Here is a 26,335-nt window from a genome sequence, read left to right on the forward strand (position 1 = left end):
TATATCTGGTGTTAGATCTAGATTAAGGTTTATGGTTTGGCGGAGGGAGGGAAATTGAGTGGCGGAAATTAGAGTCGGCAAGAACGAAACACTGGACAGTGCCCTCCGGCGCTTTAAGCGGTCCTGTCAAAAGGCTGGCGTTTTGGCTGAGGCACGCAAACACGAGCATTATGAAAAACCCAGTGTGAAAAGAAAGAAAAAATCCGAAGCAGCTCGTAAACGTAAAAGCTTTAGATAATTAGCTTCAAAAAAATGCTTGGCATAGTGATGTGCCAAGCATTTTTTTAGGCATATCAAAAATAATAAAATATTCGGGCAATAAGGGAAAAAACTAAATTAATTATCAATCTTTAGCCATTTGGCTGTGACCATGGGTCTATTAGTGCATGTTTTGCTTAAGGGTCTATAGCTCATGGTCAACGGTCTATGTATTTTCATCATAGATTTGTTACTTTAGGTCATAGATGATGTGTCATAAAAGAAAAGTATCAGTTCTAAAGGGGGTGATATAATGCTTTTTTATCTGGCACAAATGTCTGGTTGGTTGGCCACTCTTGCCTTAGTCTTGGGTATTTTAGCTCTGGCATTGGAAATATTTTTTGTTCCTGGCTTTGGTGTAGCAGGTGTGGTAGGAGTTATTCTTTTGGGTTGGGGTGTATTGTTACTCTCCGTAGATATTTTTCATGCCACACAGGCATTAACACTAGCATTGGTCATTACAGTGGTGGCTCTGGTCGGAGGAATTTGGCTGGCCACAAAGTTTAATTTCTGGCGCAGAGTTACCCTAGCCAACCGTCAAAACCGTGAAGAGGGTTATCTGGCCCCCAACCGTGAAAATGAAAAACTTCTGGGTACAGAGGGGGTAGCTGCAACACCCTTGCGCCCAGCCGGATCAGCCCTTATTGAAGGAGCAAGAGTAGATGTGGTTACAGAGGGTGAATTTGTTGCACCAGGAACGAAGGTCATTGTAATCAAGGTTGAAGGCACCAGAGTGATTGTTAAATCGCTATAAGCATAATTTCTAGGGTCTAGCTATTAGTCATTTGTCATAAACCATTAGCTAACAGCAAAAGCTAAAAGCTAAAAGCTAACAGCTAAAAGCTAACAGCTAGACCCTAAAGCACTACCGTATAAGAAAAGGAGGTATAAGATTGTTGATTAGTTTGGGTGGTCTGTCATTTTTAGTTATGGTTATGTTGATTGTTGTCCTTGTTGTGGTGATATTCAGTTTTATACCAGTGGGACTGTGGATTTCAGCTCTGGCTGCAGGGGTAAAGGTGGGGATTTTTACCCTGGTAGGAATGAGGTTACGCAGGGTTCCACCGGCCCAGATTGTCAATCCATTGATTAAAGCAGATAAAGCAGGTTTGACTGTCACTGTAAACCAGTTGGAGGCGCATTATCTTGCTGGTGGTAATGTTGACAGGGTTATTGATGCACTAATTGCAGCTGAACGGGCCAATATTCCTCTGCTATTTGAAAGGGCTGCAGCCATTGATTTGGCCGGTAGAAACGTATTAGAGGCAGTACAGATGAGTGTTAACCCCAAGGTAATTGAAACACCAGTTATCAGTGCTGTGGCTAAGGATGGTATTGAACTTAAGGCAGTGGCCAGGGTAACAGTAAGAGCCAATATTGACCGCCTGGTGGGCGGTGCCGGGGAAGAGACTGTAATTGCTAGGGTAGGTGAAGGTGTAGTCACCAGTGTAGGTAGTGCAGGAACCCATAAAATTGTACTGGAGAATCCTGACAGTATTTCCAAAACCGTTCTTTCTAAAGGACTTGACGCAGGAACAGCCTTTGAAATTTTGTCCATTGATATAGCCGATGTGGATATTGGCAGAAACATTGGTGCTCAGTTGCAGACAGATCAGGCCGAAGCAGATAAAAACATTGCCCAGGCTAAAGCTGAGGAACGTCGGGCCATGGCTGTGGCCCAGGAGCAAGAAATGAAGGCTAGGGTACAGGAAATGAGAGCGAAGGTTGTTGAAGCCGAAGCAGAAGTTCCCCGGGCCATGGCTGACGCCTTCCGTTCCGGAAGGTTGGGTGTAATGGATTACTATAACATGCAAAATATTATGGCCGATACTAAAATGAGGGATTCCATATCTGGAAACGGACATGGAAAAGAAAAGGGTAAGAAGTCAGAGTAAGGGTGTGAATGATGAATTCCTTATTACTCATTATTATTATTTGGACGATCATCAGCGTACTTTCCAGTAATAAAAGAAAACAGACTCAGTTGCCACCCCAGGAGCAAGAAACCTCAAATTATCGCTTACCCCCTGATCTTAGGGGCAAATGGGGACCTAAGTCTGAGGATTTAGAGGAAAGTATAACCCATGCAGAGAAGGTCAAGGAACCCCAAATCAAAGAACCTATTATCGTTGCTGAGACACCAGAAATATCGGCACAGCTGGAAAGACCACAGGCCAAGAAATTAGCCCCAAAGGTTCAAATGCCAAAAGATAGAATGGAAGAGGACGAAGAGTGTGGTTTTGATCCCTTGAGGTCAGGTAATTTTACACCCGGAATGTTGAAAAACGGCATCATATTATCTGAAATTCTTGGTCCCCCGGTGGCTCGACGAAAAGGAAGAAGCTACCAATAACTAGTAATTTTCCCCCTCTGGATTGCATAAACATAAACCCAAGGAGGGGGATTTTTATGTCCTTAAAAGACTTTCAGCGTAAATTTAAAAAACAATTCTCGGATTTTTTTGAAATACCCAGTGATGTTATGCTTGATTTACCGAAAATTGTTTTGGTAGGTCATCTGCAAGTGTTTATTGAAAACCATAGGGGCATTGTGGAATACACCTCTGAAAAGGTTCGTATTAAAGCAGGGGACGGAGAAGTAGGTATTGCGGGTGAAAACCTAATGCTGCGCAATATTAAGACAGACGAAATTTGTGTAGAAGGACAAATTAAATCCCTAACCCTTTTAGAATCAGGGGAGGTGTGGTAATGGTACTTCTGCGCTTTTTTTCTTTTTTAATGGGACATGTATCCTTAATTGTCCGAGGGGAGTTTCTAGAGAAATTTGTTAACATGGCTGCCAGCAGAGGTATCTTTCTGTGGGATATAACCCGTGTCAGTGAGGACAAGGTTCGGGTCAAAGTGCGCATTTCTGATGTTCGTCCCCTAAGGCATATTGCTCGGGCTACCAAAAGTGGATTTACCATTACCGAGCGCCGGGGTTTTCCCTTTGTGCTAAATCGTCTAAAAAAACGTAAACTTATGGTTCTCGGAGGCATAGGATTTTTAATTATGCTCTATTTTCTATCTTCCTTTGTTTGGTTTATCAATGTTACTGGCAATGAAAAATTGTCCGATGCAGAAATAAAAAAGATTGCAGCTGAGGTTGGCTTAACACCGGGCACTGCCAAATGGGATTTAGATGCAAAATTAATTGAACAGACTATTCGAGAAAAATTTCCTTCAGTAGCCTGGGCCGGTGTGTATATCAAAGGAACCCAGGTCATAATAGAGATTGCTGAAAGAAAGCTAGTTGCTGAGACACCTAATAAAGGACCTGCCCATATCGTAGCTGGGAAGGCTGGCTTAATCAAGGAACTATTAGTTTTGAATGGTCAAGCCATGGTTAAAGATGGGGATACTGTATTGCCTGGAAGTATTTTAATTAGTGGGGAAATCAAAGAGGAAATAAAACCGGAACCTTCTAATCAGCCACTACCTGAAGGAGAGGAACCACAGGAGATCCAATATATCAGTCGTTATATTCAGGCAAAGGGTTTTGTAAGGGCAAGGGTTTGGTATGAAGGATATGGGGAATGCCCTTTGACAGAAGTTGTGGAAAAAATGTCAGGCAAACAAAAAACCTCAATTTGTATTAAATTTGGGTCTAAGGAAATAATCATAGCAGGTCCTCCAAAAGCACCTTACCAGTATTATGAGATGAAGGAGTCTGTTAAAACTGTCCCCGAATGGAGGAATATTAAATTTCCCGTCGAAATTAGAACTGTGCAATATCTAGAGAAAATTAGAGAACGTATCAATCATGGTCAAGTTGGAGCTAAAAAAATAGCAGAACAGAGAGCTTTAAACGATATTCAAGGGAAGCTACCCAAGGACCCCAAAATTGCTGAACGTAGGCTTGAACCGGTGAATACCGGGAGATCTGAGGATATTATTCGTATTAAAGCTTTTGTGGAAACAATTGAAGAAATTGGCGTTTTAAAACCCTTCAAAGCACCCAAGGAGGAAAAAGTTTGGCCGAACGTACAGAATTAAAGATCGTAATTGATGACAATGAAGCAGCAGCAGAAATTTTAGGTAAACAAGATGAGAATATTAACTTAATTGAACAAAGTCTGGAAATCCGTGTGGTTGCCAGGGGGGAAGAGGTAACTATTATTGGTCCAGCAGAACAAGTCGAGCAGGGCAAAGAAGTCTTTTCACAACTGTTAGAGTACTACCGCGCTGGTAATCGTATCGGCAAGCATGAAGTTAATTACGCCTTAAGGGCAGTTAAAGCAGGAGTTAAAGATGCTTTAACGAATCTGGCTAAGGATGTTGTTCTGGTCACAGCCCGGGGCAAACAGGTAAAACCTAAGACCCTAGGACAGAAGGATTACATCCAAAATATTAGGAAAAATGACATTGTCTTTGCCATTGGCCCTGCCGGTAGTGGTAAGACATACCTGGCAGTGGCTATGGCAGTTAATGCCTTAAGAAAAAAACAAGTCAATCGACTTATTTTAACTCGACCTGCTGTGGAGGCAGGAGAAAAACTAGGTTTTTTACCCGGGGATTTACAGGAAAAGATTGATCCATACTTAAGACCACTCTATGACAGTTTGTATGATATTTTAGGCTTGGACCATACACAAAAATATCTTGAACGAAATATAATTGAAATAGCACCTTTAGCCTACATGAGAGGAAGAACGTTGGAAGATGCCTTTATTATTTTGGATGAGGCACAAAACACCACTCCAGAGCAGATGAAAATGTTCTTAACCCGGATGGGTTTTGGCTCCAAAGTGATCATTACCGGTGATATAACACAGGTGGATCTTCCTAAAGGGCAGAGCTCAGGACTTGTGGACGCAAAAAAAGTGTTAGAAGGTGTAAAGGGTATTGCCTTTCAATGGATGACTGGTTCAGATATTGTCCGCCACCCCCTGGTTATGGAAATTATCCGAGCTTACGAACAGCAGGCTGAGGAGTAGGACAGGCCTTTACCGTAGGCCGGGGAGTGATTGCGAATGCTTTCGTTAAAACAAATTGGAGGAGGCCTTATCAAAGGTCTTAAATATCTTGTTCAAAATAATGGTTTTAAACGTTACTCGGCAGCATTTTTATTTTTCCTTATTTTCACACTACTGGTTTCCTTTGAGTTTGTGCCACAAAAGGTTAATTTACAAGTTGGGCAAATCTCTCCTTCAACTATCTATGCACCTAGAGCAGTTGTTTATATTGACCAGCAAAAAACTGCCGAAGAACGCCGAAAAGCAATAGAAAAGGTTCCGAAGGTACCTGAAATCAATGAGGGAGTCAGGGAAACTGTTCGTAAGGATATTAACGATGTATTAAAACAAATAAAGATAATTCAGGCAGACGGAACTATCGAGAAAGACGAGAAAGTTACCCGGCTCAAGGCAGCAATACCATTTACCCTGCCTGAACAAGTACTAAATCAATTGGCTGAGGGTAGTCCTACCAGCACTGATCAACTGAACTCAGGTATTATAGCTACTATTTCTGAGATCTTAAATCAAGGAGAAGGTATAACTGCAAGTCAATTAGAGGATGCAAAGAAAAGTGCTGCGGAAAATTTAGCAGCCAAACAATTTGCAGAACCCTACCGCTTGTTAGGACAAGGGTTAATAAAGCAATTTTTAAGGGCAAATGCATATTTTGATGAAGAAAAATATCGGTTGCTTCAGCAGGAAGCTGCTGAGAGTGTGCCACCTGTCCGGGTGAGCATTCAGTACAAAGAAAGAATCCTCACTCAGGGGGATGTAGTAACAGAGGATCATATTGCTAAGCTACAAGCCCTTGGATTATCCAGGCCACAGCATACCTTTACCACTATAGTTGGTACTGGTTTACTGGTAGCTTTGTTGATGGCTCTGGTATTATGGTACATTTATATCCACAATAAGGAGATTTTTCGCAGAGGTAGTTTTTTAAATCTTATCGGTATCGTTGCCTTGATAACCCTTGTAGTTTCCAGAGCTGTTATGGCTATCAACATCAGTCAGTGGCCAGAGTTCAGTGCTTTATTTGGTTATTTGGCTCCTATAGCTGCGGCAGGAATGTTAATCACCATTCTATTGGATTCACGTTTGGCAATGCTGTTGGTAATGAGCCTAGCTTTATTGTTGGGTGTTATGTCTGGTAACCAGTTTCACTTTGCCTTGGTCGGATTTGTGGGTGGAGTTACCGGAGTTTACAGCGTCTCTAAGTTAAGTCAAAGGGGAGACTTGGTACGTGCAGGGATTTACGTAGGGGTGGCTAGTGTAACAATTATTGCAGTGGTTGGTCTCATTTCAGGACTGCCCTGGTACCTGCTGGTTACCTCTGCCCTTTCCCTTGGTATTGCCAATGGTTTATTATCCTCCATTCTGACCAATGGGGCCCTACCCTATCTGGAAACTAGCTTTGGTATTACATCATCCGTTCGCTTGCTTGAACTATCTAATCCCAGCAACCCACTGTTGAAGAAGTTAATGCTTGAGGCACCCGGTACTTATCACCACAGCATTTTAGTAGGTAATCTAGCCGAAGCTGCTGCAGAAAGTGTAGGGGCTGATCCTCTGGTTGTACGGGTGGGTGCTTATTACCATGATATTGGTAAAATGAAAAGACCCTATTTTTTTATTGAAAATCAGTTGGGCGGCGATAACCCCCATGATAAAATAGCACCTACTTTAAGCACCCTAATCCTTACCTCACATATCAAAGACGGTGTTGAGATGGCCCGGGAAAATAAACTCCCCCCGGTAATTACTGATATCGTTGAACAGCATCACGGCAAAAGTTTAGTTAGTTTCTTTTACCACAAGGCTATGGAGGGAGATCGAGCAGAATCTATCAGTGAAGAGGATTTCCGCTACGAGGGGCCAAAGCCAAGAACAAAAGAAGCTGCCATTGTTATGCTGGCAGATAATATTGAGGCTGCTGTTCGTTCCCTGCAAAATCCAACGGCAGGTAGGGTAGAGGGTCTAGTGCGTAAAATTATTAAAGACCGTTTGTTGGATGGACAATTGGACGAATGTAACTTGACACTAAAGGATTTGGATGCAATTGGTAATACCTTCCTGCGGGTACTCTCAGGTATTTTTCATAACCGAATTGAGTATCCTGACATGAAACAGGAAATGGAAAGGAGAAAAACTCGGCATGGCGGTTCTCGTAAATAATTTACAGGCAGAGATAGCTGTAAATGATGAACTACTCCAACTATTAGAATCTGTAGTGACCGAAACCCTTAACTCAGAGGGATATGCCACAGATGCAGAAGTTGGGTTAATCTTTGTTGATGACAATTATATCCGTAGTTTAAATGCAGAATACAGAGGTATAGACAAATCTACAGATGTTTTATCCTTTGCCTTAAATGAAGGAGAAGATATGCCAGAAGACGAAGATGCAGAAGACTTATTGGGGGATATAGTTATATCTCTTCCCACGGCCCAGCGCCAGGCCGAGGAATATGGACATTCCTTCCAGAGGGAAGTGGCCTACTTAACTGCCCATGGCTCTTTACATTTATTGGGATATGATCATATGACAGAAGAAGATCGACAAGTCATGCGGGAGAAGGAAGAAGCCATCATGAACCTTCTTAAGATTAACAGGTAAATAAAAAAGCCATCAGCCATCAGCCTTCAGCTTTAAGGTACCCTTGATAAGGCTGTGGAACATGAGCCTTGGTCACAAACCACTGATGAAAATATAAGACTAGGTCTAATCCAGCTTTTTACCTTTCCTAATCCGGAACGACACAGGGGTCGTGCATGACCATATTAAAACTGATGGCTGAGTGTATTTTTATAATAATCGCCCATGACCCTTGGTCACGGAATGAAATGGAAGGTTTTCCTATGAGTTTCCTAAAAAGCTTTGGTTATGCCCTGGCTGGTATCTATTACGTCTTAAAAACCCAAAGAAATATGAAGGTTCACATGGTTGCCACCCTGCTGGTGGTAACAGTGGGCCTTTTTTTGCGGATATCCAGTGAAGAATGGGTAGATATTATCTTTGCTATCTTTCTGGTGCTAGCAGCAGAGTGTATCAATACAGCCATCGAAGCAGCCATAGACCTAGCATCCCCCAAGCAACACCACCTGGCCAAGATAAGTAAAGACTGTGCAGCGGGAGCGGTATTACTGCTAGCCCTGAATTCGATGGTTGTTGCTTACCTCATACTATGGCCGAAGATCGAATTAGCCATTAGTCATTAGCTGTTAGCAATTAGTCTAAAAGGCTAAAGGCTAATTGCTAAAGGCTGACTCCAAAGAAATACCTATAAGCTTTAAGAAGGAGGTTTGTTTAAATGACAATAACAACGGAAAAACTGATAGAGATGGCCAGAGAGGCTAGAGAAAGTGCCTATGTGCCCTACTCCAAATTTAAAGTCGGAGCTGCCCTGGTAACTAAAGAGGGGAAGATCTTTACCGGCTGTAATATAGAAAATGCGTCCTATGGCCTTACCTGCTGCGCCGAACGCACGACCATCTTTAAAGCTGTATCTGAGGGCCATAAAGAATTTGAGGCTCTGGCAGTCATCGCCGATGTCCCCACCGTCTGCAGCCCCTGCGGTGCTTGCCGACAGGTCATGGCGGAATTTAATGGTGATATGAAGGTACATATGGCGAACCTTAAAGGGCAGTACATAACCACCACTGTAGGAGAACTACTGCCTGGTTTTTTTACTGCAGAAGATATGGAGACTTAAGGGATAGTCTAGCGGGTCTAGTCATTAGTCATTAGCCATTAGCTATTAGCTGTTAGCAATTAGTCTAAAAGGCTAATAGCTAATAGCTAGACCCCAAAGAAATACCCATAAGCAAGCGAGGAGGAAATATATGCTTAATACACCCGAAGAATATCGCTCGGGTTTTGTGGCCCTAGTGGGTCGACCCAATGTTGGAAAATCGACATTATTAAATAAACTGGTTGGTCAAAAGGTAGCTATCATGTCGGACAAGCCCCAGACCACCCGGCATAAGATTCACTCGGTACTGAGTAGAAATGAAGCCCAAATTGTATTTTTAGACACGCCTGGCATCCATAAACCACGACACAAACTTGGTGAGTATATGGTTGATGTTGCCCTGGGGGCACTTAAGGAAGTGGATGTGGTGCTATTTTTGGTAGAAGCAAATGAAGCCCCGGGACCTGGTGACCACTATATTGCTGAGCAACTCCAGGGAGTGAAAACTCCGGTTTTTTTAATGTTGAATAAAATAGATTTGATTCAAAAAGAAAAGGTCTTGGAAAGAATTGTACAGTACAAGGATTTATTGCCCTTTGCCGAAGTTATCCCGGTATCTGCTATGGCTGGGGAGAATGTCAATCAATTGGTGGATACTATCATCAAATACTTGCCCGAAGGCCCTCAATATTACCCGGCAGATATGATTACCGATCGTCCAGAACGGTTTATTATGGCGGAGATTATTAGGGAAAAGGTATTGCACCTGACCAGTGAAGAGATTCCCCATTCGGTGGCAGTGGTAGTGGAACAAGTCAAAGAACGCAATAATGGCGTCGTGGCAGTTAATGCGACTATCTATACGGAACGGGACTCTCAAAAGGCTATTTTAATCGGTAAGGGCGGCAATATGCTAAAGGAAGTAGGACGTCGTGCCAGGGAAGAAATTGAAAACCTATTGGGTTCCAAGGTGTTTCTGGAATTATGGGTTAAGGTGAAAAAAGATTGGCGTAATAAAATGACCGATATCAGGAATTTTGGCTTCATGGAACAAGACTAATTAAAAACGGGACCAAATACCTATTAGAAAACCCTAATAAAACTAAAAATCATGCCGTACTTAATAATACAAGAAAAAAATACCAACAAGGAGTGTTAGCAGTGAACAAACTTAGAACTGGCATGATTTCACTAGCCATAGCTGGCAGTTTACTAGCCGGAAGTGCTATGGCGGATGCAGCACCAGGCGGAAATGGAAAGGGCTCCTCAGAAAAAAGTAGCAAGCCATCCACCAGCCAAGTTCAAAAAAATAACAGTCATACCAATGATAACAGTGAACAAACTAAAGAAACTAAAGCCACTAATGCAAACAATGGTAATACAGTAAAAAAATCTAGCAATGACATAAAAACAAAACATGAAGTTAAAACCTTTAAAGATGTTAACAATAACCATTGGGCAAAGGGGCCCATTGAAAGATTGCAAATAATGGGTATTGCCTCTGGTTTCCCTGATGGCACATTCCACCCTGAAGCTTCTGTAACACAAGACCAGGTTATTTCCATGTTAGTAAGGGTTATTGAGCTACAGGACGAGGCTGAAACAACTGAAACAACAATCAATGATACCCAAGTTACAGATACAAATATAGATGAAAACAATATTGAAGAAGCTGAAACCACAGAAGAAAAATTGAAGGGTGTTCCTGATTGGGCCAAGGGTGCTGTGGCAAAGGCCGAAGCTGAGGGTATTGTAAATCTTAATCGTTTCCATTCAGGTGTACAGGCCAGCCGCGTTCAATCAATGATTTGGCTTGCCAAAGCAATTGGCTTAGAACCTGTAGACACCACTAATCTTCCTTTTAAAGATGGAACTTTGGTTTCTTCCGAAGATGTTGGCTATGTGATGGCTCTTTATCAAGAAGGACTCGTTGCCGGTGGTCCTGATGGAAAGTTGAATCCTAATAGTGCTGTAACCAGAGCCCAGATTGCGGCATTAATTGATCGCGTACTAACTGAAGAACAAACTGAAGATATCGATACATTCCAAAGTGTGGAAACTGTAGATGGTCAAAAGATAATAAAAATTGGATCTGGAGAAGATGCTCAGGAAATTGAGCTAGCAGAAAATGTAGAAGTATACATCAACGGTGAATTAGCAGAACTATCGGACCTAGTTGAAGGTACTGAAGTTAATGTTGAGACCAACACAGATGGTTTGGCTGTTAAAATTGAACAAACGGTAGAGGAAACCACTACCGAAGATGAGACCTCTAATGAAGAGGAAGATAATACTGAAGACGATACCACTAATGCCTAATCTCCAATCCCCCTATAAAATATACTCCCAAATAATTAAGCCACGTTTATTACGTGGCTTAATTATTTATCGGCAAGTGCTCCTCGCTTACTTTTTCTGCATATACTTATTTAGGCAGGAAAATATCTATCCAATAGACCTTTTAAAGCTCTAGCATGACGTGCCTCGTCCTTAGCAGCTTCGTCTAAGAAATCATGGGCCTCGTCGATATCGTTCTGCTTTGCGATGCCAGCGGCTTCCTTTTTCATTTTGTTTGACAGAGTTTCGCCAGCAATGGCCTTTTGGAGATTTTCACGGGTACTGGTAGAAATTTCACCATTTAATTCAGCAAAGCGGGCAGCGTGCCAAGCTTCCTCCATGGCAACAGTTTTTAAAACCTCAGCAACTTCAGGGTACCCTTCTCTTTGGGCGTTTTTAGCAACAGCTAGGTACCAACCTACTTCGAAATTTTCACCCTTAAAGTTTTTATCCACATGTTCTTCTACGGCGGTTCCTTTGGTAACCCCATATTGGTTTTCAGTAATAAATTCCATTTCAAATCCTCCTTGTAGATTAAAGTTTAATCAGGCCACGCCATTATTATTGTGCCCAGATGTCTATAAGATAAAGAACAAAATGCGTTATAATAAAACTAGTTTAATCAAGTTGTAACACCAGAAAGGTGACAGGGTGATTCGTGAAAACTTATAAAATCGATGCCATTGTGTTAAAAGCTCGGGATATGAGAGAAGCCGACAAAATTTTAACCGTATACTCTATTCAAAAAGGGAAGCAAAGAATTGTAGCTCACGGAGCGGCTAAACCCAACAGTCGCAAAAGAGGTGCTGTTCAGCCCTTTTGTTTTTCCGAGTTTATGTTGCACCGGGGGAGAGAATTAGATTCCATCAGTCAGGCTGAGCTAAGGGAGGGTTTTTCTGAGCTAAGACTGGACCTGGATCGGATCACAGCTGCAGCCTATGTAGCTGAATTAATAGATGGATTTACGGCAGAGGAAGAACCGAACCAAAGTATTTTCCGTTTGTTTTATAGCACTCTGCACCTGATTGCTGCTGGCGGCCAGACAGGAATGATTCTAAGGGCCTTTGAGGCAAAGTTATTGGGCTATTCAGGGTTGCAGCCAGAGTTAAACCACTGCAGCCTTTGTGATGTTGAAATCCAGGACACAAAGGTTTCCTTTGGGCCCCAGCAAGGAGGTCTGCTATGTAAGGGATGTGCGGGCCTGGAAAAACAAATTATGAAATTTAGTAGGGGTACCATTGAAATATTAAAAACAATCTATCGTTGGGAACTAACAAAACTACATCAGCTAAAAGTACCCGAAGCCTTAAAAAGAGAGCTCCATATGTTATTAAGAACGTATATAGAATATCATTTGGAAAAAAGATTGAAGACTACAGAATTTATGGATCGTCTGTATAAAACTATCCCAGGCAGGGGTACTAATATGTAATACAAAGGATTATGGGGAGGTATCATGCAGTGACCAGTGAACTGGAAAAGATTGACCTTCTTCGAGCCCGGCTGGGCGTTAGCTACAAGGAAGCAAAGGAGGCCCTGGACATGGCTGGGGGCGATGTTGTTGAGGCCTTAATAAAACTGGAAGAAAAAAATAGGCATTGGAATGAAAAGCTACACGGTAAAAGCAATGAGTTTATGGGTCAATTTAAAACCATCTTTGAGAAAGGTCAAAAGACCAAGGTTAAGGTTAAAAAGGATGATAATACAGTTGTTGAATTCCCAGCTACCATCGGAGCATTAGGTGTGCTGGGGGCAATGGCCAGTACCCCCATATTAATCGTCGGTGCTCTGGGGACGATCGCGGGCCTAGCCAATAACTACCGCCTAGAGTTTCAAGAAGAAAAAGATACTTGGGAACCAGAGGTAGAGGTACCTGAAGATAACTACAATGAAAATGATACGAAACACTAAAACTATTGACAAGATCTTAGCATTTTGATAGATTTTTGGGTATAATTGAAAAACTTGCGATGAGGGAAAAAGTATACGATTACTGATTTGCAGCGAGCCGGGGTGGTGAAAGCCGGTAATACAGACCGTATATGGGGGTTCCTGAGCGGCAGGGGGAAAGCCATTATAGGTCAGTAAATCCTGCAAACAATTAAGGTGGGCTGTATGTTCAGCCAAACAGGGTGGAACCGCGGGAAATGCTCCCGTCCCTGACATCATGTCAGGGACGGGAGTTTTTATATTTATATCTAAAAAAGGAGGCAAAATCAATTGAATTTCCAGGAACTAATATTGACTCTGAATAAATTCTGGTCAGAGCAAAACTGCATCATTCAACAACCCTATGATATAGAAAAGGGTGCTGGCACCATGAATCCGGCAACCTTTCTCAGGGCATTGGGTCCTGAACCCTGGCGGGTGGCCTATGTGGAACCCTCACGCCGGCCTACTGATGGCCGATATGGGGAAAATCCTAACCGTTTACAGCACTACTTCCAGTACCAGGTTATCCTAAAACCTTCTCCAGATGATGTTATTCCTATCTATTTGGATTCACTGAGAGCCATTGGTATAGATCCAGACAAGCACGATATTCGCTTTGTGGAAGACAACTGGGAATCCCCCACCCTGGGTGCCTGGGGCTTAGGCTGGGAAGTTTGGCTAGATGGAATGGAAGTAACTCAATTTACTTATTTCCAACAGTGCGGTGGTATTGATTGTCACCCGGTCTGTGCTGAAATTACCTATGGCCTAGAAAGACTAGCAATGTTTATTCAACAGAAAGACAGCGTCTACGATATCCTTTGGGTTGGTGATATTAAGTACGGGGATGTTTATCATCAGAATGAGGTGGAGCAGTCTGGTTATAACTTTGAAGTTGCCAACACAGAAATGCTTTTTGACCTGTTCGACATGTATGAAACCGAAGCTAACCGCATCTTGGAAAAGGATCTGGTATTGCCAGCCTATGACTATGTTTTAAAATGTTCCCACACCTTCAACCTATTGGATGCTAGAGGTGCCATTAGTGTATCTGAAAGACAGGGTTTTATTGCCAGGGTGCGACAGATGGCCAGAGCCTGTGCCCATGCCTATGTGGAGCAACGTGAAAAATTAGGATTTCCTCTGTTAAAGAAAGGGGGCAATATCAATGGCTAAAGACTTTTTATTAGAAATCGGGATTGAAGAAATGCCTGCCCGCTTTTTAGGTCCGGCTTTAACCCAACTAAAGGAACTTACTGCCAAAACCTTGCAAGAGAAAAGAATACCCTATACAGATATCCAAACCTACGGTACCCCACGTAGATTGGTACTTTTTATCAAAGATTTGGCCGAAGATCAGGCTGCATTAGAAAAAGAAGTCAAGGGTCCTGCCAAAAAGGCAGCCTACGATGTGGATGGCAACCCCACCAAAGCCATTTTAGGCTTTACTCGATCCCAAGGGGTGTCCCTGGAAGATTTAGTGGTCCGCAGCATCGGACAAGTAGAATATCTCTATGCCATTAAGCGGGAAGAGGGTCGTCCAACTGCTCAAGTGTTGTCGGAAATATGTCCCGACTTGATAACCGGGCTTCATTTTCCCAAACCCATGCGCTGGGGGCAGTTGGAACTTCGTTTTGCCCGTCCCATCCGTTGGTTGCTGGCCCTTTATGGCGACGATACTGTACCCTTCCAGTTGGCCAATCTAACATCTGATCGTCTTACCTATGGTCACCGCTTTTTGACCTCAGGCGAGCTGACTGTTGCAAATCCAGGTGACTACTTCAGTAAAATCCGGGCTGCCTATGTGCTTATTGATCCTGCTGAGCGGAAACAAATCATCTGGCAACAGGTACAGGAACTGGCTGCCATGGAAGGTGGCGTGGTAGAGAAGGATGAGGACCTACTGGATGAAATCACTAATATTATTGAATGGCCCACTGCTCTCTGTGGCACCTTTGACCAAGACTATTTAAAACTGCCTGGAGCAGTTTTGGTTACCCCTATGCGAGAGCATCAGCGTTATTTCCCTGTGATTAGTAATGAAGGAAAACTTTTAAATAAATTTATTGCTGTAAGAAACGGTACCGATGCATATATAGAAATTGTTACAGCTGGCAACGAAAAGGTATTGCGTGCTCGTCTGGCTGATGCTGCTTTCTTCTTTGGGGAAGACTTGAAGCAACCCTTGGCTGATAAAGTAAATGGTTTGAAAAAAGTTGTTTTCCTTGAGGGCTTAGGCTCAATGGCAGACAAAGTTGATCGCATTGGTGCTTTGGCAGACCACTTGGCAGAAGCACTGGGAGGCAATGAGATACAAAGGGAAATTATACAAAGGGGAGCACTGCTAGCTAAAGCCGATCTGGTTACCAATATGGTCTACGAATTCCCGGAACTGCAGGGTGAAATGGGCCGTGAATATGCCCAGCGCAACGGTGAGTCACCAGAGGTTGCAGAAGCAATTTTTGAACATTATCTGCCCCGTTTTGCCGGGGATATCTTACCTGAAACCTTGTCAGGCAGTGTGCTGAGCTTAGCCGATAAAATGGATACCATTGTAGGTTGCTTTGCCATTGGCATCCAACCCACTGGTTCCCAAGATCCCTACGCCCTGCGTCGTCAAGCCCTGGGGATATGCCACATACTAATTGAGGGCAAAATTCACCTGTCCTTGCAGGAACTCATCCAGTGGTCCTATCAGGGTTATCAGGAAGCTGTGGAGCTCAAATACGACCTAGCTCAAGTAACCGTAGAAATAGAAGAATTCTTTAAACAAAGACTCAAGGGTATTCTCAGTGATCGGGGATTATCTTACGATACTGTCGATGCAGTACTAGCCGTAGGTTTCGATGATATTGCAGATGTGGTAGATAGAGGCTTGGTAGTGGCTTCCTTCCGTGAATTACCTGCTTTTGATGCCTTAATGACAGCCTTTAACCGTGCTAATAATCTGGCCAAACATGCAACCCCCACCCTAGTTCAGGAAGTTCATCTAGAGCATCCAGCAGAACAAGAACTATCTAACCTGCTCCAGAACCTGGAAAATGAAATAAAACCTTTACTAGCACAGAAAGATTATGCTGCTGTCCTACAAAAGATTGCTACAATTCAAAAGCCCCTAGATACGTTTTTCGAGAGCGTAATGGTGATGGTAGAAAACGAGGCGGTAAAAATCAACCGACTAGCCCTCCTGAGAAAACTGGTTGATCTAAGTATGAGTGTGGCAGATTTCAGTAAAATTGTGGTTGAATCAAAGTAATATAAAAAAGATAAAAAAATATTAATAAAAAGTAGGATTTATTCCAAGGAATATAGTATATTATAGTCAGAGGTTAGGACTTAAATAGTATGTCACATTAAAGGTTAGGGGTGAGGGGATGGAACTTTCCAAGCGGCAGGAAACCATTTTAGAAATTGTCAAAAATGATGGTCCCATCACCGGAGAGCAGATAGCAGAGCGCCTTAACCTGACTAGGGCAACATTAAGGCCAGATTTATCAATATTGACGATGGCTGGGTTCCTTGAGGCTAGACCCAGGGTAGGATATTACTATAGTGGTAAAACTGCTGACAAGATCCTGGCAGATAAAATCACCCGCATTAAAGTGGGTGAGGTTAAATCTGTACCCACTGTAGTCTCTGAAAGTTGTTCAGTATATGATGCAGTGGTCACAATGTTTATTGAAGATGTAGGGACGCTGTACATCGTACGTGATGGTGGCATGTTGGAAGGTGTTGTCTCTCGCAAGGATTTGCTAAAGACTACCCTTGGTGGTCATGATATTCACAAACTTCCTTTAGGAGTCATCATGACACGAATGCCAAATATCCACATGGTTCAGGAGAATGATTCTGTTTGGTTAGCAGCTCATAAGTTACTAACCCATGAAATCGACTCGTTACCGGTGGTAAAGACTGTACAGGGAACCAACGGCAAAGACTACGAAGTCGTTGGCAGATTTTCCAAGACAAATGTTACCCGGCTCTTTGTAGAATTAGGCGAAGGGTCTTGAGGAGGGGTTTACCATTATAGCACCTAAAGACGATCATCCTGTGGTCTATATCGTATCTGACTCCATTGGTGAAACAGCAGAATTAGTTGCTAAAGCGGCTGTCAGCCAATTTAATGGTGGAGATGTGGAAATACGCCGGGTTCCCTATGTCAATGATACCCAGGATATCGTAGATATTGTTGATGAAGCCCAGGGGCAAAATTGCATTATTGCCTTTACATTAGTTTTGCCAGAGTTACGGGAAGTTTTGGTTAGAGAATCAGATAGACATAACATCCCCACGGTGGATATTATGGGACCCATTTTGGATGCCTTAAGCATCATTACATCGGGTCCCCCGAAACTTGAACCTGGCTTAGTGCGCAAGTTAGATGAGGAATATTTCCGTCGGGTAGAGGCCATAGAATTTGCAGTAAAGTATGATGATGGAAAAGATCCACGGGGCATTCAAAGGGCTGATTTAGTTATTCTCGGTGTTTCCCGCACTTCTAAGACACCGTTAAGTATGTATTTGGCAAATAAGCGAATTAAGGCGGCCAATGTTCCACTGGTACCAGAAGTGGCACCTCCTCAGGAAATTTTTAATCTCTCGACCAAAAAGGTCATTGGCTTAACCATCAAACCCCAACAATTAAATGTGATTCGCACAGAACGATTAAAAACATTAGGGCTTACCTCCAATGCAGACTATGCCAGTCATGAACGCATACTAAAAGAACTGGAATATGCAGAGGGAATAATGAAGAGGGTTGGTTGCCCAGTGATCGATGTAACCAATAAGGCTATTGAAGAAACTGCCAGCAAAGTACTGGAAATCTATTATCGGGGTGAACGGTACAGTAGGTAGTTTTGAAAAGTATATAACAAGGTAAATAAAGAGAATTAAGAGGCAAGTTCTATTTCGGAGGTGAGGGTGTTCTCACCTCCTGCCTCAAAAAACAGGAGGGAATTTAAATTGGCAACCAAAAAATATGTCTATGCTTTTTCAGAGGGAAAGGCAGAAATGAAGAGCCTGTTAGGTGGTAAAGGCGCCAACCTTGCGGAAATGACCAATATTGGTCTTCCTGTACCCCCCGGATTTACCATTACCACCGAAGCTTGTAAAGAGTTTTACAAAGCTGGACGTAAATTCCCCGAGGGTCTTGAGCAGGAAATAGAAGTAAAAGTAGCTTGGTTAGAGCAAACTCTCAACAAAAAGTTTAATGACCCCAACGGTCCCCTTTTAGTATCTGTACGTTCTGGTGCAGTTATTTCCATGCCTGGTATGATGGATACCGTATTGAACCTTGGCCTAAACGACCAAACCGTTGTTGGTTTGGCTGCCAGCAGTGGCAATGCTCGCTGGGCATACGATTGCTATCGTCGTTTTATCCAAATGTTTGGTAATGTAGTACTTGACATTGAACACCACAAATTTGAAGCCATTTTGGAAGATCAAAAATATAAAAGAAAAGTTGAATTTGACAATCAGTTAACTTCTGAGGATTGGCAAGAAGTTATTGCTAAATATAAGCTTATTGTTCAGAAAGAAACAGGTCATGAATTCCCACAGGATCCCAAAGAGCAGCTGCATAAGTCTATCTTTGCTGTATTTGATTCCTGGGAAAATGACCGTGCCATTGTATATCGTAAAGTTCACAAAATTTCTGACGATTTAGGCACCGCTGTAAACGTACAGGCAATGGTATTCGGTAACATGGGCGACGATTGCGGCACTGGCGTAGCCTTTACCCGCAACCCCTCCACCGGTGAAAAACTGCTTTATGGTGAGTATCTAACCAATGCCCAGGGTGAAGATGTAGTAGCAGGTATCCGTACTCCCCAGCCTATCGCTAAACTGGCAGAGGAAATGCCTGATGTATACCAACAATTTGCCCAAACCTGTACCCTATTAGAAAACCACTACAAAGATATGCAGGACATCGAGTTTACTATTGAGCGTAATAGATTATGGATGCTGCAGACCCGTAACGGTAAGCGTACCGCCCAGGCTGCCCTCCGTGTTGCGGTGGAAATGGTAGCAGAAGGTGTCATTGATAAGCAAACAGCCATCAATCGGGTTGATCCCAACCAACTTAATCAACTTCTACACCGCCGTATTGACCCCAACGCCAAATTAGAAGTGGTTGCCAAAGGCTTACCAGCTTCCCCTGGTTCCGCATCCGGTGCTGTGGTCTTCAATGCTGACCTGGCAGAAAAGTTAAACGAGCAGGGACAAAAGGTGATCTTGGTAGGTACCGAAACCACACCAGATGATATCCATGGTATGGTGGCTGCACAGGGTATTTTAACTTCTCGGGGTGGGATGACTAGCCACGCTGCAGTGGTTGCCCGTGGTATGGGTAAACCTTGTGTTTGTGGATGTGAAGCTATTAAAATAGATAACGAGAACAAACAGTTTACCGTTGGTAATATTATAGTTAAAGATGGCGACATTGTTTCCATAGATGGTTCCACTGGTGAAGTAATACTCGGTGAAGTACCTATGATTGAGCCGGAGCTGTCAAAGGAATTCCAGGAATTACTAAAGTGGGCCGATGATATCCGTACTCTGGAAGTTCGGGCCAATGCTGATACTCCAGAAGATGCTGCCAAGGCACGGGAATTTGGTGCACAGGGTATTGGTTTGACTCGTACTGAGCATATGTTTATGGCACTGGATCGTTTGCCTATCGTGCAAGAAATGATTTTGGCCAATGATATTGAAGAGCGGGCAGAGGCACTTGCCAAATTACTGCCTATGCAGGAGGGAGACTTCTACGGCATTCTTAAGGCTATGGATGGACTGCCCGTATGTATCCGTCTGTTGGATCCCCCCTTACATGAGTTCCTGCCCAATGCCGAAGAACTGGCTGTAGAAATCAATACCTTGAAATTAACCAATGGTGACCCTGCTAAATTAAAACGCAATGAAGATCTATTACGGAAGGTTCGTTCTCTGTCCGAATTTAACCCCATGTTGGGTCATCGGGGCTGCCGCCTTGGTATTACTTGGCCGGAAGTATACGCAATGCAAGCCAGAGCCATCTTCCAGGCTACTGCGCGCCTAGTACAAGAAGGGTATAAAATTGAGACAGAAGTTGAAATTCCTTTAGTTATTGAAGTGAAAGAATTGGCTTATCTGCGTGAGATCGTAATAAATATTGCTGAAGAGGTTAAGAAAGAAACTGGAGTAGATTTCCATTATTCAGTAGGCACCATGATAGAAATTCCTAGGGCAGCTTTATTAGCAGATGAAATTGCTACTCAGGCAGAATTTTTCTCCTTTGGTACCAATGACTTGACCCAAACCACCTTGGGCTTCTCCCGGGATGATGCTGAGGGTAAGTTTATGCAACCCTATATTGAGAAGAAAATCCTTACTGATAACCCCTTTATTGTCCTAGACCGTAAGGGTGTTGGTAAACTTATGCAATGGACCGTTGAAAATGCTCGCCGGGTAAAACCTGAACTGCTCATTGGTATCTGCGGTGAGCACGGTGGTGAACCCAGCTCAGTAGAGTTTTGTCACATGATCGGGCTGAACTATGTAAGCTGCTCCCCCTATCGTGTACCCATCGCACGGTTAGCTGCAGCCCAGGCCGCTGTGAACAATAAAGACCAATCGAAGTAAGGCTCAATAGTATGCGTGAAGTCCCAAAGCCTTATAACCAAAGCTTTGAGAGACTCTGTATATAATATAAAGCAAGGGTATTGTCTTTTAGTGATTTTAAGAGACAGTACCCTTCTTTTTTGATTGTCAATCTTTGAGCGGGCTGCAAATTAGAATGAGTCATTGAATGGAATAAGATTATTAACGTTATCTTATTGCCCCAATATGTAAATATTGTAAGTGACTAAAGAAAATTTGAGAGTTATCATGTAAAGAGTATCTGATGTATTAAATTTTTATAGGAGAATGGCATGTATATAGACAAAAATAAGAAATCAAAGGGGAAATTATTCAGAATAGCAGCCTGGTTTTGCTTGACTGTTGTGATTCTGGCTACTTGTTATTTTGGTTACTACAAGTACTGGGAGAGTAGGCTTCAGCCACCTGTAGGTTTCTCTGTTGAAGTTAATACGAAGGATATTAAAGTAGTGGGTGCAAAATGGCTAGAAGCATACATTGAGCAATATAGGGGAAAATTTGTGCCATGGAACCAAAGGCTTTTTGAATATTCTCTTGATGATATTGAAATCAAAGAAACTAATGTCATTCAAATTGATTTTTCAATTGTTATAAAGAAATTAGATGAGAAAAATGCTTACAAGTGGAATGGAGTCATAAATGGAAACAGTATTAAGTGCCAGTGGGTTTTATGGTTTAAAGAAGAAATAGGTGCGGGCAAAAATTCCATTTATACAGTAACAAGGCTACAAAGGCCTGCTGGTTATGATTTGGAAAAGTATCAAACTAGTGGTGAAAAAGAAAGAGACGAGTATAAATATGAATATGAGGCTGAAGTTCCGTATGATAAGAAGCAATGTACTTATAAAATAGAAAATCAAATTTGTTATGTAAGCTATGATGAGGGAAGTACATGGAAAGAAGTTCCTGTTAAGCTGGAGACTTTAGTAGAAGTTGGGGACGGAAGACCGTATTATAATAAGCTACAGGAAAAAAGCTATGCTATAAAACCTGAAAAAACTACCTTTGTCTATGGAGGTACTAGGGAAAATCACCTTATGATTACTTATTCCGAGGATAAGGGAACTACCTGGAAAACAGCAGAAATAAGTAAAACCTTGGACAGTGTAAGAGTGAAGTTTTGTAGTTTTCCATCTGTTAATGTGGGTTATGTTATTGCAACAGGTGGAAGAACTATGTCTCAAGAAGGACAATTAATCTATAAAACAACAAATGGTGGTGCCACATGGAAAGAGGTTGGCTCTGGACCTAGCACTTGGCTCTTGCAGTCAGGAGGCTTTGTAGATGAAAACCTGGGCTTTATGAGTTATCCCAAAATAGAAGGAGCTAATACTAATTTTTATCGAACAGTAGATGGAGGTAAGACTTTTGAGCCAGTTATATTACCTGTTTATAAGGAAGATTGGATGGGCGTTACCCTTGAACCTTTTATCCAACCGGAGATCCCATATTATGAAAAGGGGCAATTATTTCTTTTAATAGGACAAGGAGAAGAAGGGGATTTCAAGGGAGGTACTGTAATGGCAAAATATAAATCAAACGATAAGGGAAAGACTTGGTCTTTTGTGGAATTAGTGGAACCACCTTCTAAAGAAAAAGGATAATAAAGGTACTGAAAGAATTAATAAGTGTTCCATAATAGAAAAAACGGGATTGGTCTTAAAGTGTTTGCAGCCGCTCAGGCCGCTGTGAACAACAAAGACCAGCCGAAGTAAGGCATAAATAGTATTGATGAAGCAGGCAAAGTATTTTAAACCAAGACTTTGTGTGCAAAATTAAAATGGAGATGGGGTACTGTCACTTAATAGATCAAGAGGCAGCACCCTATCTTTGTTATAATACCTTATAGGTATGACTTAAACGCAAAATGCCAAGAAATGAGTGTACCCAGGAAATATGTTATAATGAACATCGGTATAATATTACTAGATAAGTGATTGGCAGACGTTAAAACATATGCTTTATTTGTATATTTTAAAAATAAATTGTTAGTGACTTTTAAGATGAGGTAAATGAATATGACTTATACGAATCAATATAAGTTTAATAAGGAATTGAAGATTGAGTGTGAAAAATGTTTCGGCCTGTGCTGTGTAGCATTGTACTTTTCTTCTTCAGAAGGGTTTCCAACGAATAAAAATGCAGGTGAGCCTTGCATAAACTTACAATCGGACTTTACCTGCTCTGTTCATAATAATCTTAGGAATAAGGGACTAAAGGGTTGTACTGCTTATGACTGCTTGGGTGCTGGTCAAAAGGTAGCTCAAATTACTTTTGGCGGACATGACTGGCGACAAGCCCCCGAATCTGCAAACCAAATGTTTGAGGCGTTCTTGATTATGAGGCAGCTTCATGAGATGTTATGGTATCTTACCCAAGCACTTAGCCTGCAAACAGACCACGGTACTAAAGTGGAGATAAGTTCATTGCTAGACAATACTGAACGTCTTACTCTTCTGGACGTTGATTCTTTATTAGCATTGGATGTAGCAGCTCATCGAACCAAGGTTAATATACACCTTAAAAATACTAGTGAGCTAGTACGTTCTAAATTCCGTAATGAAAAGAACAATCCTTCAAGAAATCGGAAAGCCAACTTGCGACGATTAGATTATTTTGGGGCAGACCTAAGAAAAACCGATCTAAGAGGAGCGGACTTGCGTGGTGTATGTCTTATTGCAGCAGACCTTAAAGGAGTCGACTTGAGTGGGGCAGACCTGATCGGGGCTGATTTGCGGGATGCCGACCTTAGTGGAGCTAATCTGACAAATAGCATCTTTCTTACCCAAGCCCAGCTCAACACCACTAAGGGTAACTCCCATACAAAGCTACCTATGATGCTGGAGCGCCCAAATTGTTGGTCAAAGTAATAGGACTGTTAACTAAAAAATATCGTCTTATTCAAATGTAATTTTTTTTATTGTCTCAGTTTCTTTTTCCGTGAAAGTTAGTGAGAATAACTATAAAATTTATAGTAACAAGAAGTGTTCCATAATAGTAAAAAACTTAGATTAGTCTATTTTGATAGCTACCACCCAGGCTGCTGTTATCAACAAAGACCAATCGAAATAAGATTAAGGCTTCCCCTATATTAAAAGGATTTAGGAGCTGCCAAAAAATAAACGCGGGTATTGTCTCTTGGGGATTTTTAAGAGACAGTACCCGTTTTGTATCTATTATTAAGAAGCCTTAAAATGAATTGCCAAAACTAATAGGTACGATTTGGAACAATTATTATAGGTGGTTTGGGCGATTATTTGGGTAAGGTGGCATTTGGTGCAGGGTGTGTGGAATATCAACTCATTAACGAAGAACTTCAAAAATATGCACTGGGTAATGAAAATTGCTATTATGTTACTGCTAAAGGACTTATATCTAACCCAGACGGTATCCATATCAATGCTATGTCCCAGAGAATATTTGGCATAAGATACTATGAAGCGTATCGTAAAAAAGAGCATATATATAAACCATTAACAAATGAAAAAGAGTTAGTGGATAAATGTCATAATAGAATGAATACTTCATCGGAAAAAACATATATAGCACTAGAAAAATTCACCTTGGGGAAGATTTCTTATGAAGAGTTGATGAAGGCTTTTTCGTAGGGATATGGTAGCAACAATTTCCAGTTTGTAGAGTTGTCTTTACGGGAATATGTATTGACTTGCCATGTTATATTGGCTTATGGGCCGAACAGTCAGCTATTGCAGAAATGTTAAAGAAAAACGAAACTGTAATTAAAACAATTATTGCTGTATTTGAAGATGGGAGTATTCTTCCGCCTTGTGGAAGGTCAGTACCGGGGTCTCTATTTCATTTATCTTTAGTTGATTGTCCTGATGTGCTGATGCAAAAGATAGGTGATTTTATTATATAATTATGGGGATTAGGCAGTACTCAAAATTGTTATAATCCATTTACGCTACTCGGAAGCAGTACTTATGAAGAAGTGTTCCATAATAGTGAAAAAAGGTAATTGGTCAATTTTGAAACGGCTAATCAAAATAAGGCTTAAATTAAAATTCAAACCAGGGTAGGAGGATCAGATGACAGCAATGCAGGACGGGTGCAGTTCCAAGCCTATGAGTGATGAAGAGCTTCAGAAACTCACGGTGGGTGAGCTGAAACCACATAACGCAACAATTACCCTCGTTGAGCATGATCCACGTTGGCCTGAGCTATTCGAACGGGAAGCTAATAGGGTTTGTTCTGTACTCGGCAACAAGGCATTGCGGGTGGAGCATGTCGGCTCAACTTCAGTGCCGGGACTGTGTGCAAAGCCAATTATTGATATGTTGCTGGTCGTGGCAGATTCTGCCGACGAGCCGTCCTATGTTCCGGACTTGGAGGCAGCCGGTTACATACTGCAGGTTAGGGAGCCCGAGTGGTTTGAACATCGTTTGTTCAAGGGGCCCGATACCGACACCAACCTACACGTGTTCAGCGTGGGAACTTCTGAGGTAGAACGAATGCTACGCTTCCGTGATTGGCTACGGGCTAATGACGCCGACCGGGATAAGTATGCCCGCGTCAAACGGAATCTGGCTCAGCGTGAGTGGCGGCATGTGCAGCACTACGCTGAGGCTAAAACTTCGATTGTCGAGGAGATTATGGAGCGAGCGAACTCAGCCAAGTAGATCGTTCAACATCATGCCGAAAATGTAATTACATTGGGTGAGAATATGGTGGACTTGTAAAGATAGCAGAAATAAATGGAAATGTAGTTGCTAAAAATTAATGGATGGTGTAAGTGAACAGAGGGTGGTTATGCGGTGTATGTTACTACATTCGGGGGTTCCTTATTATGCAAGTTTTAAAAGATGAGATCAGAAATAAAATATTGATTACTGCAGAAAGTATGTTTTATCAAAAAGGGTTTAAGGAAACTACTACTCGAAATATCGCTGATGAAGTCGGCATAAGGGTCAGTAATTTGTATTTATATTATGAAAACAAGGAGGCTATTTTCTGTGGAGTAGTCGACGAATTTTATAGGTACTTTACGAATGCTTTTGAAACATTTTTAGACCATCAGGACAAGAAAACCAGAAAGGATGCTGACATCAGTTATTTTCTGCAAAAAATTATTGTAACCGATCAAAAAAAGTTTGTTATTATCACAGATAAATGCCAAGGAACAAAATATGAAGGATTCAAACAAAAAATGATCAGCATTCTTATGAATCATATAAAAGCACAGATAGATAAGAATTTACGTAAGGACGAGTTAATTATGTATATATTAGCCAAAAACTTTATTGATGGGATAATTGAAATAGCTAAGAATTACAAAGATGAGTCTTGGCTTGAAAATTGTATCAATACATTGGTTAAATACCATATGAATGGTATGAAACATTTAATGTAAAAAAATTTTCTCCAATAAGGAACAGATATTCCTTATTCTAAATTAAATAAATCAATCAAGAATAATTATTTTTTGGAGGTGTCCGATATGAAAGCCTGCAATTATTGTATTTAGTCCAGCAAGTAATACTATTTGGATCAAGATATT

Annotated in this window: 26 protein-coding genes; 25 read left to right on the top strand and 1 reads right to left on the bottom strand. The window is 41.8% G+C overall.

Features of this window, described 5'->3' with window-relative positions; all coding sequences use genetic code 11:
- Positions 1–58 precede the first annotated feature (58 nt).
- From rpsU to ACYQ03_RS07350, 13 genes are all read left to right on the top strand, one after another.
- Positions 59–238, top strand: a complete 180-nt coding sequence (gene rpsU / locus ACYQ03_RS07290; protein ID WP_459908849.1) for a 30S ribosomal protein S21 — start codon at positions 59–61, stop codon at positions 236–238.
- Positions 239–511: 273 nt separating this feature from the next.
- On the top strand, positions 512–1,012 hold the full coding sequence (locus tag ACYQ03_RS07295) for an NfeD family protein (protein WP_459908851.1): 501 nt from the start codon (positions 512–514) through the stop codon (positions 1,010–1,012).
- Positions 1,013–1,187: 175 nt separating this feature from the next.
- On the top strand, positions 1,188–2,153 hold the full coding sequence (gene floA / locus ACYQ03_RS07300) for a flotillin-like protein FloA (RefSeq protein ID WP_459910773.1): 966 nt from the start codon (positions 1,188–1,190) through the stop codon (positions 2,151–2,153).
- Positions 2,154–2,164: 11 nt separating this feature from the next.
- A complete protein-coding gene (locus ACYQ03_RS07305; protein ID WP_459908853.1) occupies positions 2,165–2,611 on the top strand; it encodes a hypothetical protein in 447 nt (148 codons plus the stop codon).
- A gap of 56 nt (positions 2,612–2,667) precedes the next feature.
- Entirely contained in the window at positions 2,668–2,967 is a 300-nt protein-coding gene (yqfC, locus tag ACYQ03_RS07310; protein ID WP_459908855.1) for a sporulation protein YqfC, read from the top strand.
- A complete protein-coding gene (gene yqfD / locus ACYQ03_RS07315) occupies positions 2,967–4,253 on the top strand; it encodes a sporulation protein YqfD (protein WP_459908856.1) in 1,287 nt (428 codons plus the stop codon). Before yqfC ends, yqfD begins: the two co-directional genes overlap by 1 nt.
- A complete protein-coding gene (locus tag ACYQ03_RS07320; protein WP_459908858.1) occupies positions 4,232–5,194 on the top strand; it encodes a PhoH family protein in 963 nt (320 codons plus the stop codon). Before yqfD ends, ACYQ03_RS07320 begins: the two co-directional genes overlap by 22 nt.
- Positions 5,195–5,230: 36 nt before the next feature.
- Entirely contained in the window at positions 5,231–7,390 is a 2,160-nt protein-coding gene (locus ACYQ03_RS07325) for an HD family phosphohydrolase (RefSeq protein WP_459908859.1), read from the top strand.
- A complete protein-coding gene (gene ybeY, locus ACYQ03_RS07330; protein WP_459908860.1) occupies positions 7,371–7,832 on the top strand; it encodes an rRNA maturation RNase YbeY in 462 nt (153 codons plus the stop codon). Before ACYQ03_RS07325 ends, ybeY begins: the two co-directional genes overlap by 20 nt.
- A 155-nt stretch (positions 7,833–7,987) precedes the next feature.
- Complete coding sequence (locus ACYQ03_RS07335) at positions 7,988–8,434, top strand: diacylglycerol kinase family protein (protein ID WP_459908861.1); 447 nt, start codon at positions 7,988–7,990, stop codon at positions 8,432–8,434.
- A gap of 92 nt (positions 8,435–8,526) precedes the next feature.
- Positions 8,527–8,928, top strand: coding sequence for a cytidine deaminase (locus ACYQ03_RS07340; RefSeq protein ID WP_459908863.1), 402 nt, complete (start codon positions 8,527–8,529; stop codon positions 8,926–8,928).
- A gap of 130 nt (positions 8,929–9,058) precedes the next feature.
- Complete coding sequence (gene era / locus ACYQ03_RS07345) at positions 9,059–9,967, top strand: GTPase Era (RefSeq protein ID WP_459908865.1); 909 nt, start codon at positions 9,059–9,061, stop codon at positions 9,965–9,967.
- Between the two features lie 101 nt (positions 9,968–10,068).
- Positions 10,069–11,226: an S-layer homology domain-containing protein gene (locus tag ACYQ03_RS07350; RefSeq protein ID WP_459908866.1), complete on the top strand. Its 1,158-nt coding sequence runs from the start codon at positions 10,069–10,071 to the stop codon at positions 11,224–11,226.
- Positions 11,227–11,336: 110 nt separating this feature from the next.
- Here ACYQ03_RS07350 and ACYQ03_RS07355 read toward each other — a convergent pair whose 3' ends face one another.
- A complete protein-coding gene (locus ACYQ03_RS07355; RefSeq protein ID WP_459908868.1) occupies positions 11,337–11,759 on the bottom strand; it encodes a ferritin-like domain-containing protein in 423 nt (140 codons plus the stop codon).
- Positions 11,760–11,902: 143 nt separating this feature from the next.
- Here ACYQ03_RS07355 and recO point away from each other — a divergent pair, with 143 nt between their 5' ends.
- The 12 genes from recO to ACYQ03_RS07415 all read left to right on the top strand — a co-directional run bounded on the left by recO (position 11,903) and on the right by ACYQ03_RS07415 (position 26,188).
- Entirely contained in the window at positions 11,903–12,676 is a 774-nt protein-coding gene (gene recO / locus ACYQ03_RS07360; RefSeq protein ID WP_459908869.1) for a DNA repair protein RecO, read from the top strand.
- Between the two features lie 29 nt (positions 12,677–12,705).
- The gene (locus tag ACYQ03_RS07365) at positions 12,706–13,155 is read left to right on the top strand and encodes a DUF4342 domain-containing protein (protein ID WP_459908871.1); all 450 of its coding nucleotides are present in this window, start codon (positions 12,706–12,708) and stop codon (positions 13,153–13,155) included.
- A gap of 309 nt (positions 13,156–13,464) precedes the next feature.
- Positions 13,465–14,352, top strand: coding sequence for a glycine--tRNA ligase subunit alpha (glyQ, locus tag ACYQ03_RS07370; RefSeq protein ID WP_459908874.1), 888 nt, complete (start codon positions 13,465–13,467; stop codon positions 14,350–14,352).
- On the top strand, positions 14,345–16,432 hold the full coding sequence (gene glyS / locus ACYQ03_RS07375; RefSeq protein WP_459908876.1) for a glycine--tRNA ligase subunit beta: 2,088 nt from the start codon (positions 14,345–14,347) through the stop codon (positions 16,430–16,432). The genes glyQ and glyS overlap by 8 nt, the downstream gene beginning before the upstream one ends.
- Positions 16,433–16,550: 118 nt before the next feature.
- Entirely contained in the window at positions 16,551–17,186 is a 636-nt protein-coding gene (gene ccpN / locus ACYQ03_RS07380) for a transcriptional regulator CcpN (RefSeq protein ID WP_459908877.1), read from the top strand.
- A gap of 40 nt (positions 17,187–17,226) precedes the next feature.
- Positions 17,227–18,033 (top strand): pyruvate, water dikinase regulatory protein, encoded by an 807-nt coding sequence (locus ACYQ03_RS07385; RefSeq protein ID WP_459908879.1) that lies wholly within the window; start codon positions 17,227–17,229, stop codon positions 18,031–18,033.
- Between the two features lie 108 nt (positions 18,034–18,141).
- On the top strand, positions 18,142–20,799 hold the full coding sequence (gene ppdK / locus ACYQ03_RS07390; RefSeq protein WP_459908881.1) for a pyruvate, phosphate dikinase: 2,658 nt from the start codon (positions 18,142–18,144) through the stop codon (positions 20,797–20,799).
- Between the two features lie 290 nt (positions 20,800–21,089).
- Entirely contained in the window at positions 21,090–22,421 is a 1,332-nt protein-coding gene (locus tag ACYQ03_RS07395) for a WD40/YVTN/BNR-like repeat-containing protein (RefSeq protein WP_459908882.1), read from the top strand.
- Between the two features lie 414 nt (positions 22,422–22,835).
- On the top strand, positions 22,836–23,687 hold the full coding sequence (locus ACYQ03_RS07400) for a pentapeptide repeat-containing protein (protein ID WP_459908884.1): 852 nt from the start codon (positions 22,836–22,838) through the stop codon (positions 23,685–23,687).
- A gap of 375 nt (positions 23,688–24,062) precedes the next feature.
- Positions 24,063–24,425, top strand: coding sequence for a sialate O-acetylesterase family protein (locus ACYQ03_RS07405; RefSeq protein ID WP_459908885.1), 363 nt, complete (start codon positions 24,063–24,065; stop codon positions 24,423–24,425).
- 441 nt (positions 24,426–24,866) lie between these two features.
- Positions 24,867–25,457, top strand: coding sequence for a GrpB family protein (locus ACYQ03_RS07410; RefSeq protein ID WP_459908886.1), 591 nt, complete (start codon positions 24,867–24,869; stop codon positions 25,455–25,457).
- A gap of 167 nt (positions 25,458–25,624) precedes the next feature.
- Positions 25,625–26,188 carry a TetR/AcrR family transcriptional regulator gene (locus ACYQ03_RS07415; RefSeq protein ID WP_459908888.1) on the top strand — a complete coding sequence of 188 codons (564 nt, stop codon included), beginning with the start codon at positions 25,625–25,627 and terminating at the stop codon, positions 26,186–26,188.
- The last annotated feature ends 147 nt before the right edge of the window (positions 26,189–26,335 follow it).

Source organism: Desulfotomaculum defluvii (genome assembly GCF_054657375.1).

Excerpts from the sequence above, each read along its gene's own strand:
- yqfD (WP_459908856.1), top strand. The coding sequence starts at position 2,967 with ATGGTACTTCTGCGCTTTTTTTCTTTTTTAATGGGACATGTATCCTTA.
- ACYQ03_RS07410 (WP_459908886.1), top strand. The coding sequence starts at position 24,867 with ATGACAGCAATGCAGGACGGGTGCAGTTCCAAGCCTATGAGTGATGAA.
- floA (WP_459910773.1), top strand. The coding sequence starts at position 1,188 with ATGGTTATGTTGATTGTTGTCCTTGTTGTGGTGATATTCAGTTTTATA.
- ybeY (WP_459908860.1), top strand. The coding sequence starts at position 7,371 with ATGGCGGTTCTCGTAAATAATTTACAGGCAGAGATAGCTGTAAATGAT.
- era (WP_459908865.1), top strand. The coding sequence starts at position 9,059 with ATGCTTAATACACCCGAAGAATATCGCTCGGGTTTTGTGGCCCTAGTG.
- ACYQ03_RS07335 (WP_459908861.1), top strand. The coding sequence starts at position 7,988 with ATGACCATATTAAAACTGATGGCTGAGTGTATTTTTATAATAATCGCC.
- ACYQ03_RS07305 (WP_459908853.1), top strand. The coding sequence starts at position 2,165 with ATGAATTCCTTATTACTCATTATTATTATTTGGACGATCATCAGCGTA.
- ACYQ03_RS07400 (WP_459908884.1), top strand. The coding sequence starts at position 22,836 with ATGACTTATACGAATCAATATAAGTTTAATAAGGAATTGAAGATTGAG.
- ACYQ03_RS07355 (WP_459908868.1), bottom strand. The coding sequence starts at position 11,759 with ATGGAATTTATTACTGAAAACCAATATGGGGTTACCAAAGGAACCGCC.
- ACYQ03_RS07295 (WP_459908851.1), top strand. The coding sequence starts at position 512 with ATGCTTTTTTATCTGGCACAAATGTCTGGTTGGTTGGCCACTCTTGCC.
- ACYQ03_RS07415 (WP_459908888.1), top strand. The coding sequence starts at position 25,625 with ATGCAAGTTTTAAAAGATGAGATCAGAAATAAAATATTGATTACTGCA.
- ccpN (WP_459908877.1), top strand. The coding sequence starts at position 16,551 with ATGGAACTTTCCAAGCGGCAGGAAACCATTTTAGAAATTGTCAAAAAT.
- ACYQ03_RS07325 (WP_459908859.1), top strand. The coding sequence starts at position 5,231 with ATGCTTTCGTTAAAACAAATTGGAGGAGGCCTTATCAAAGGTCTTAAA.
- yqfC (WP_459908855.1), top strand. The coding sequence starts at position 2,668 with ATGTCCTTAAAAGACTTTCAGCGTAAATTTAAAAAACAATTCTCGGAT.
- ACYQ03_RS07340 (WP_459908863.1), top strand. The coding sequence starts at position 8,527 with ATGACAATAACAACGGAAAAACTGATAGAGATGGCCAGAGAGGCTAGA.
- ACYQ03_RS07395 (WP_459908882.1), top strand. The coding sequence starts at position 21,090 with ATGTATATAGACAAAAATAAGAAATCAAAGGGGAAATTATTCAGAATA.
- glyS (WP_459908876.1), top strand. The coding sequence starts at position 14,345 with ATGGCTAAAGACTTTTTATTAGAAATCGGGATTGAAGAAATGCCTGCC.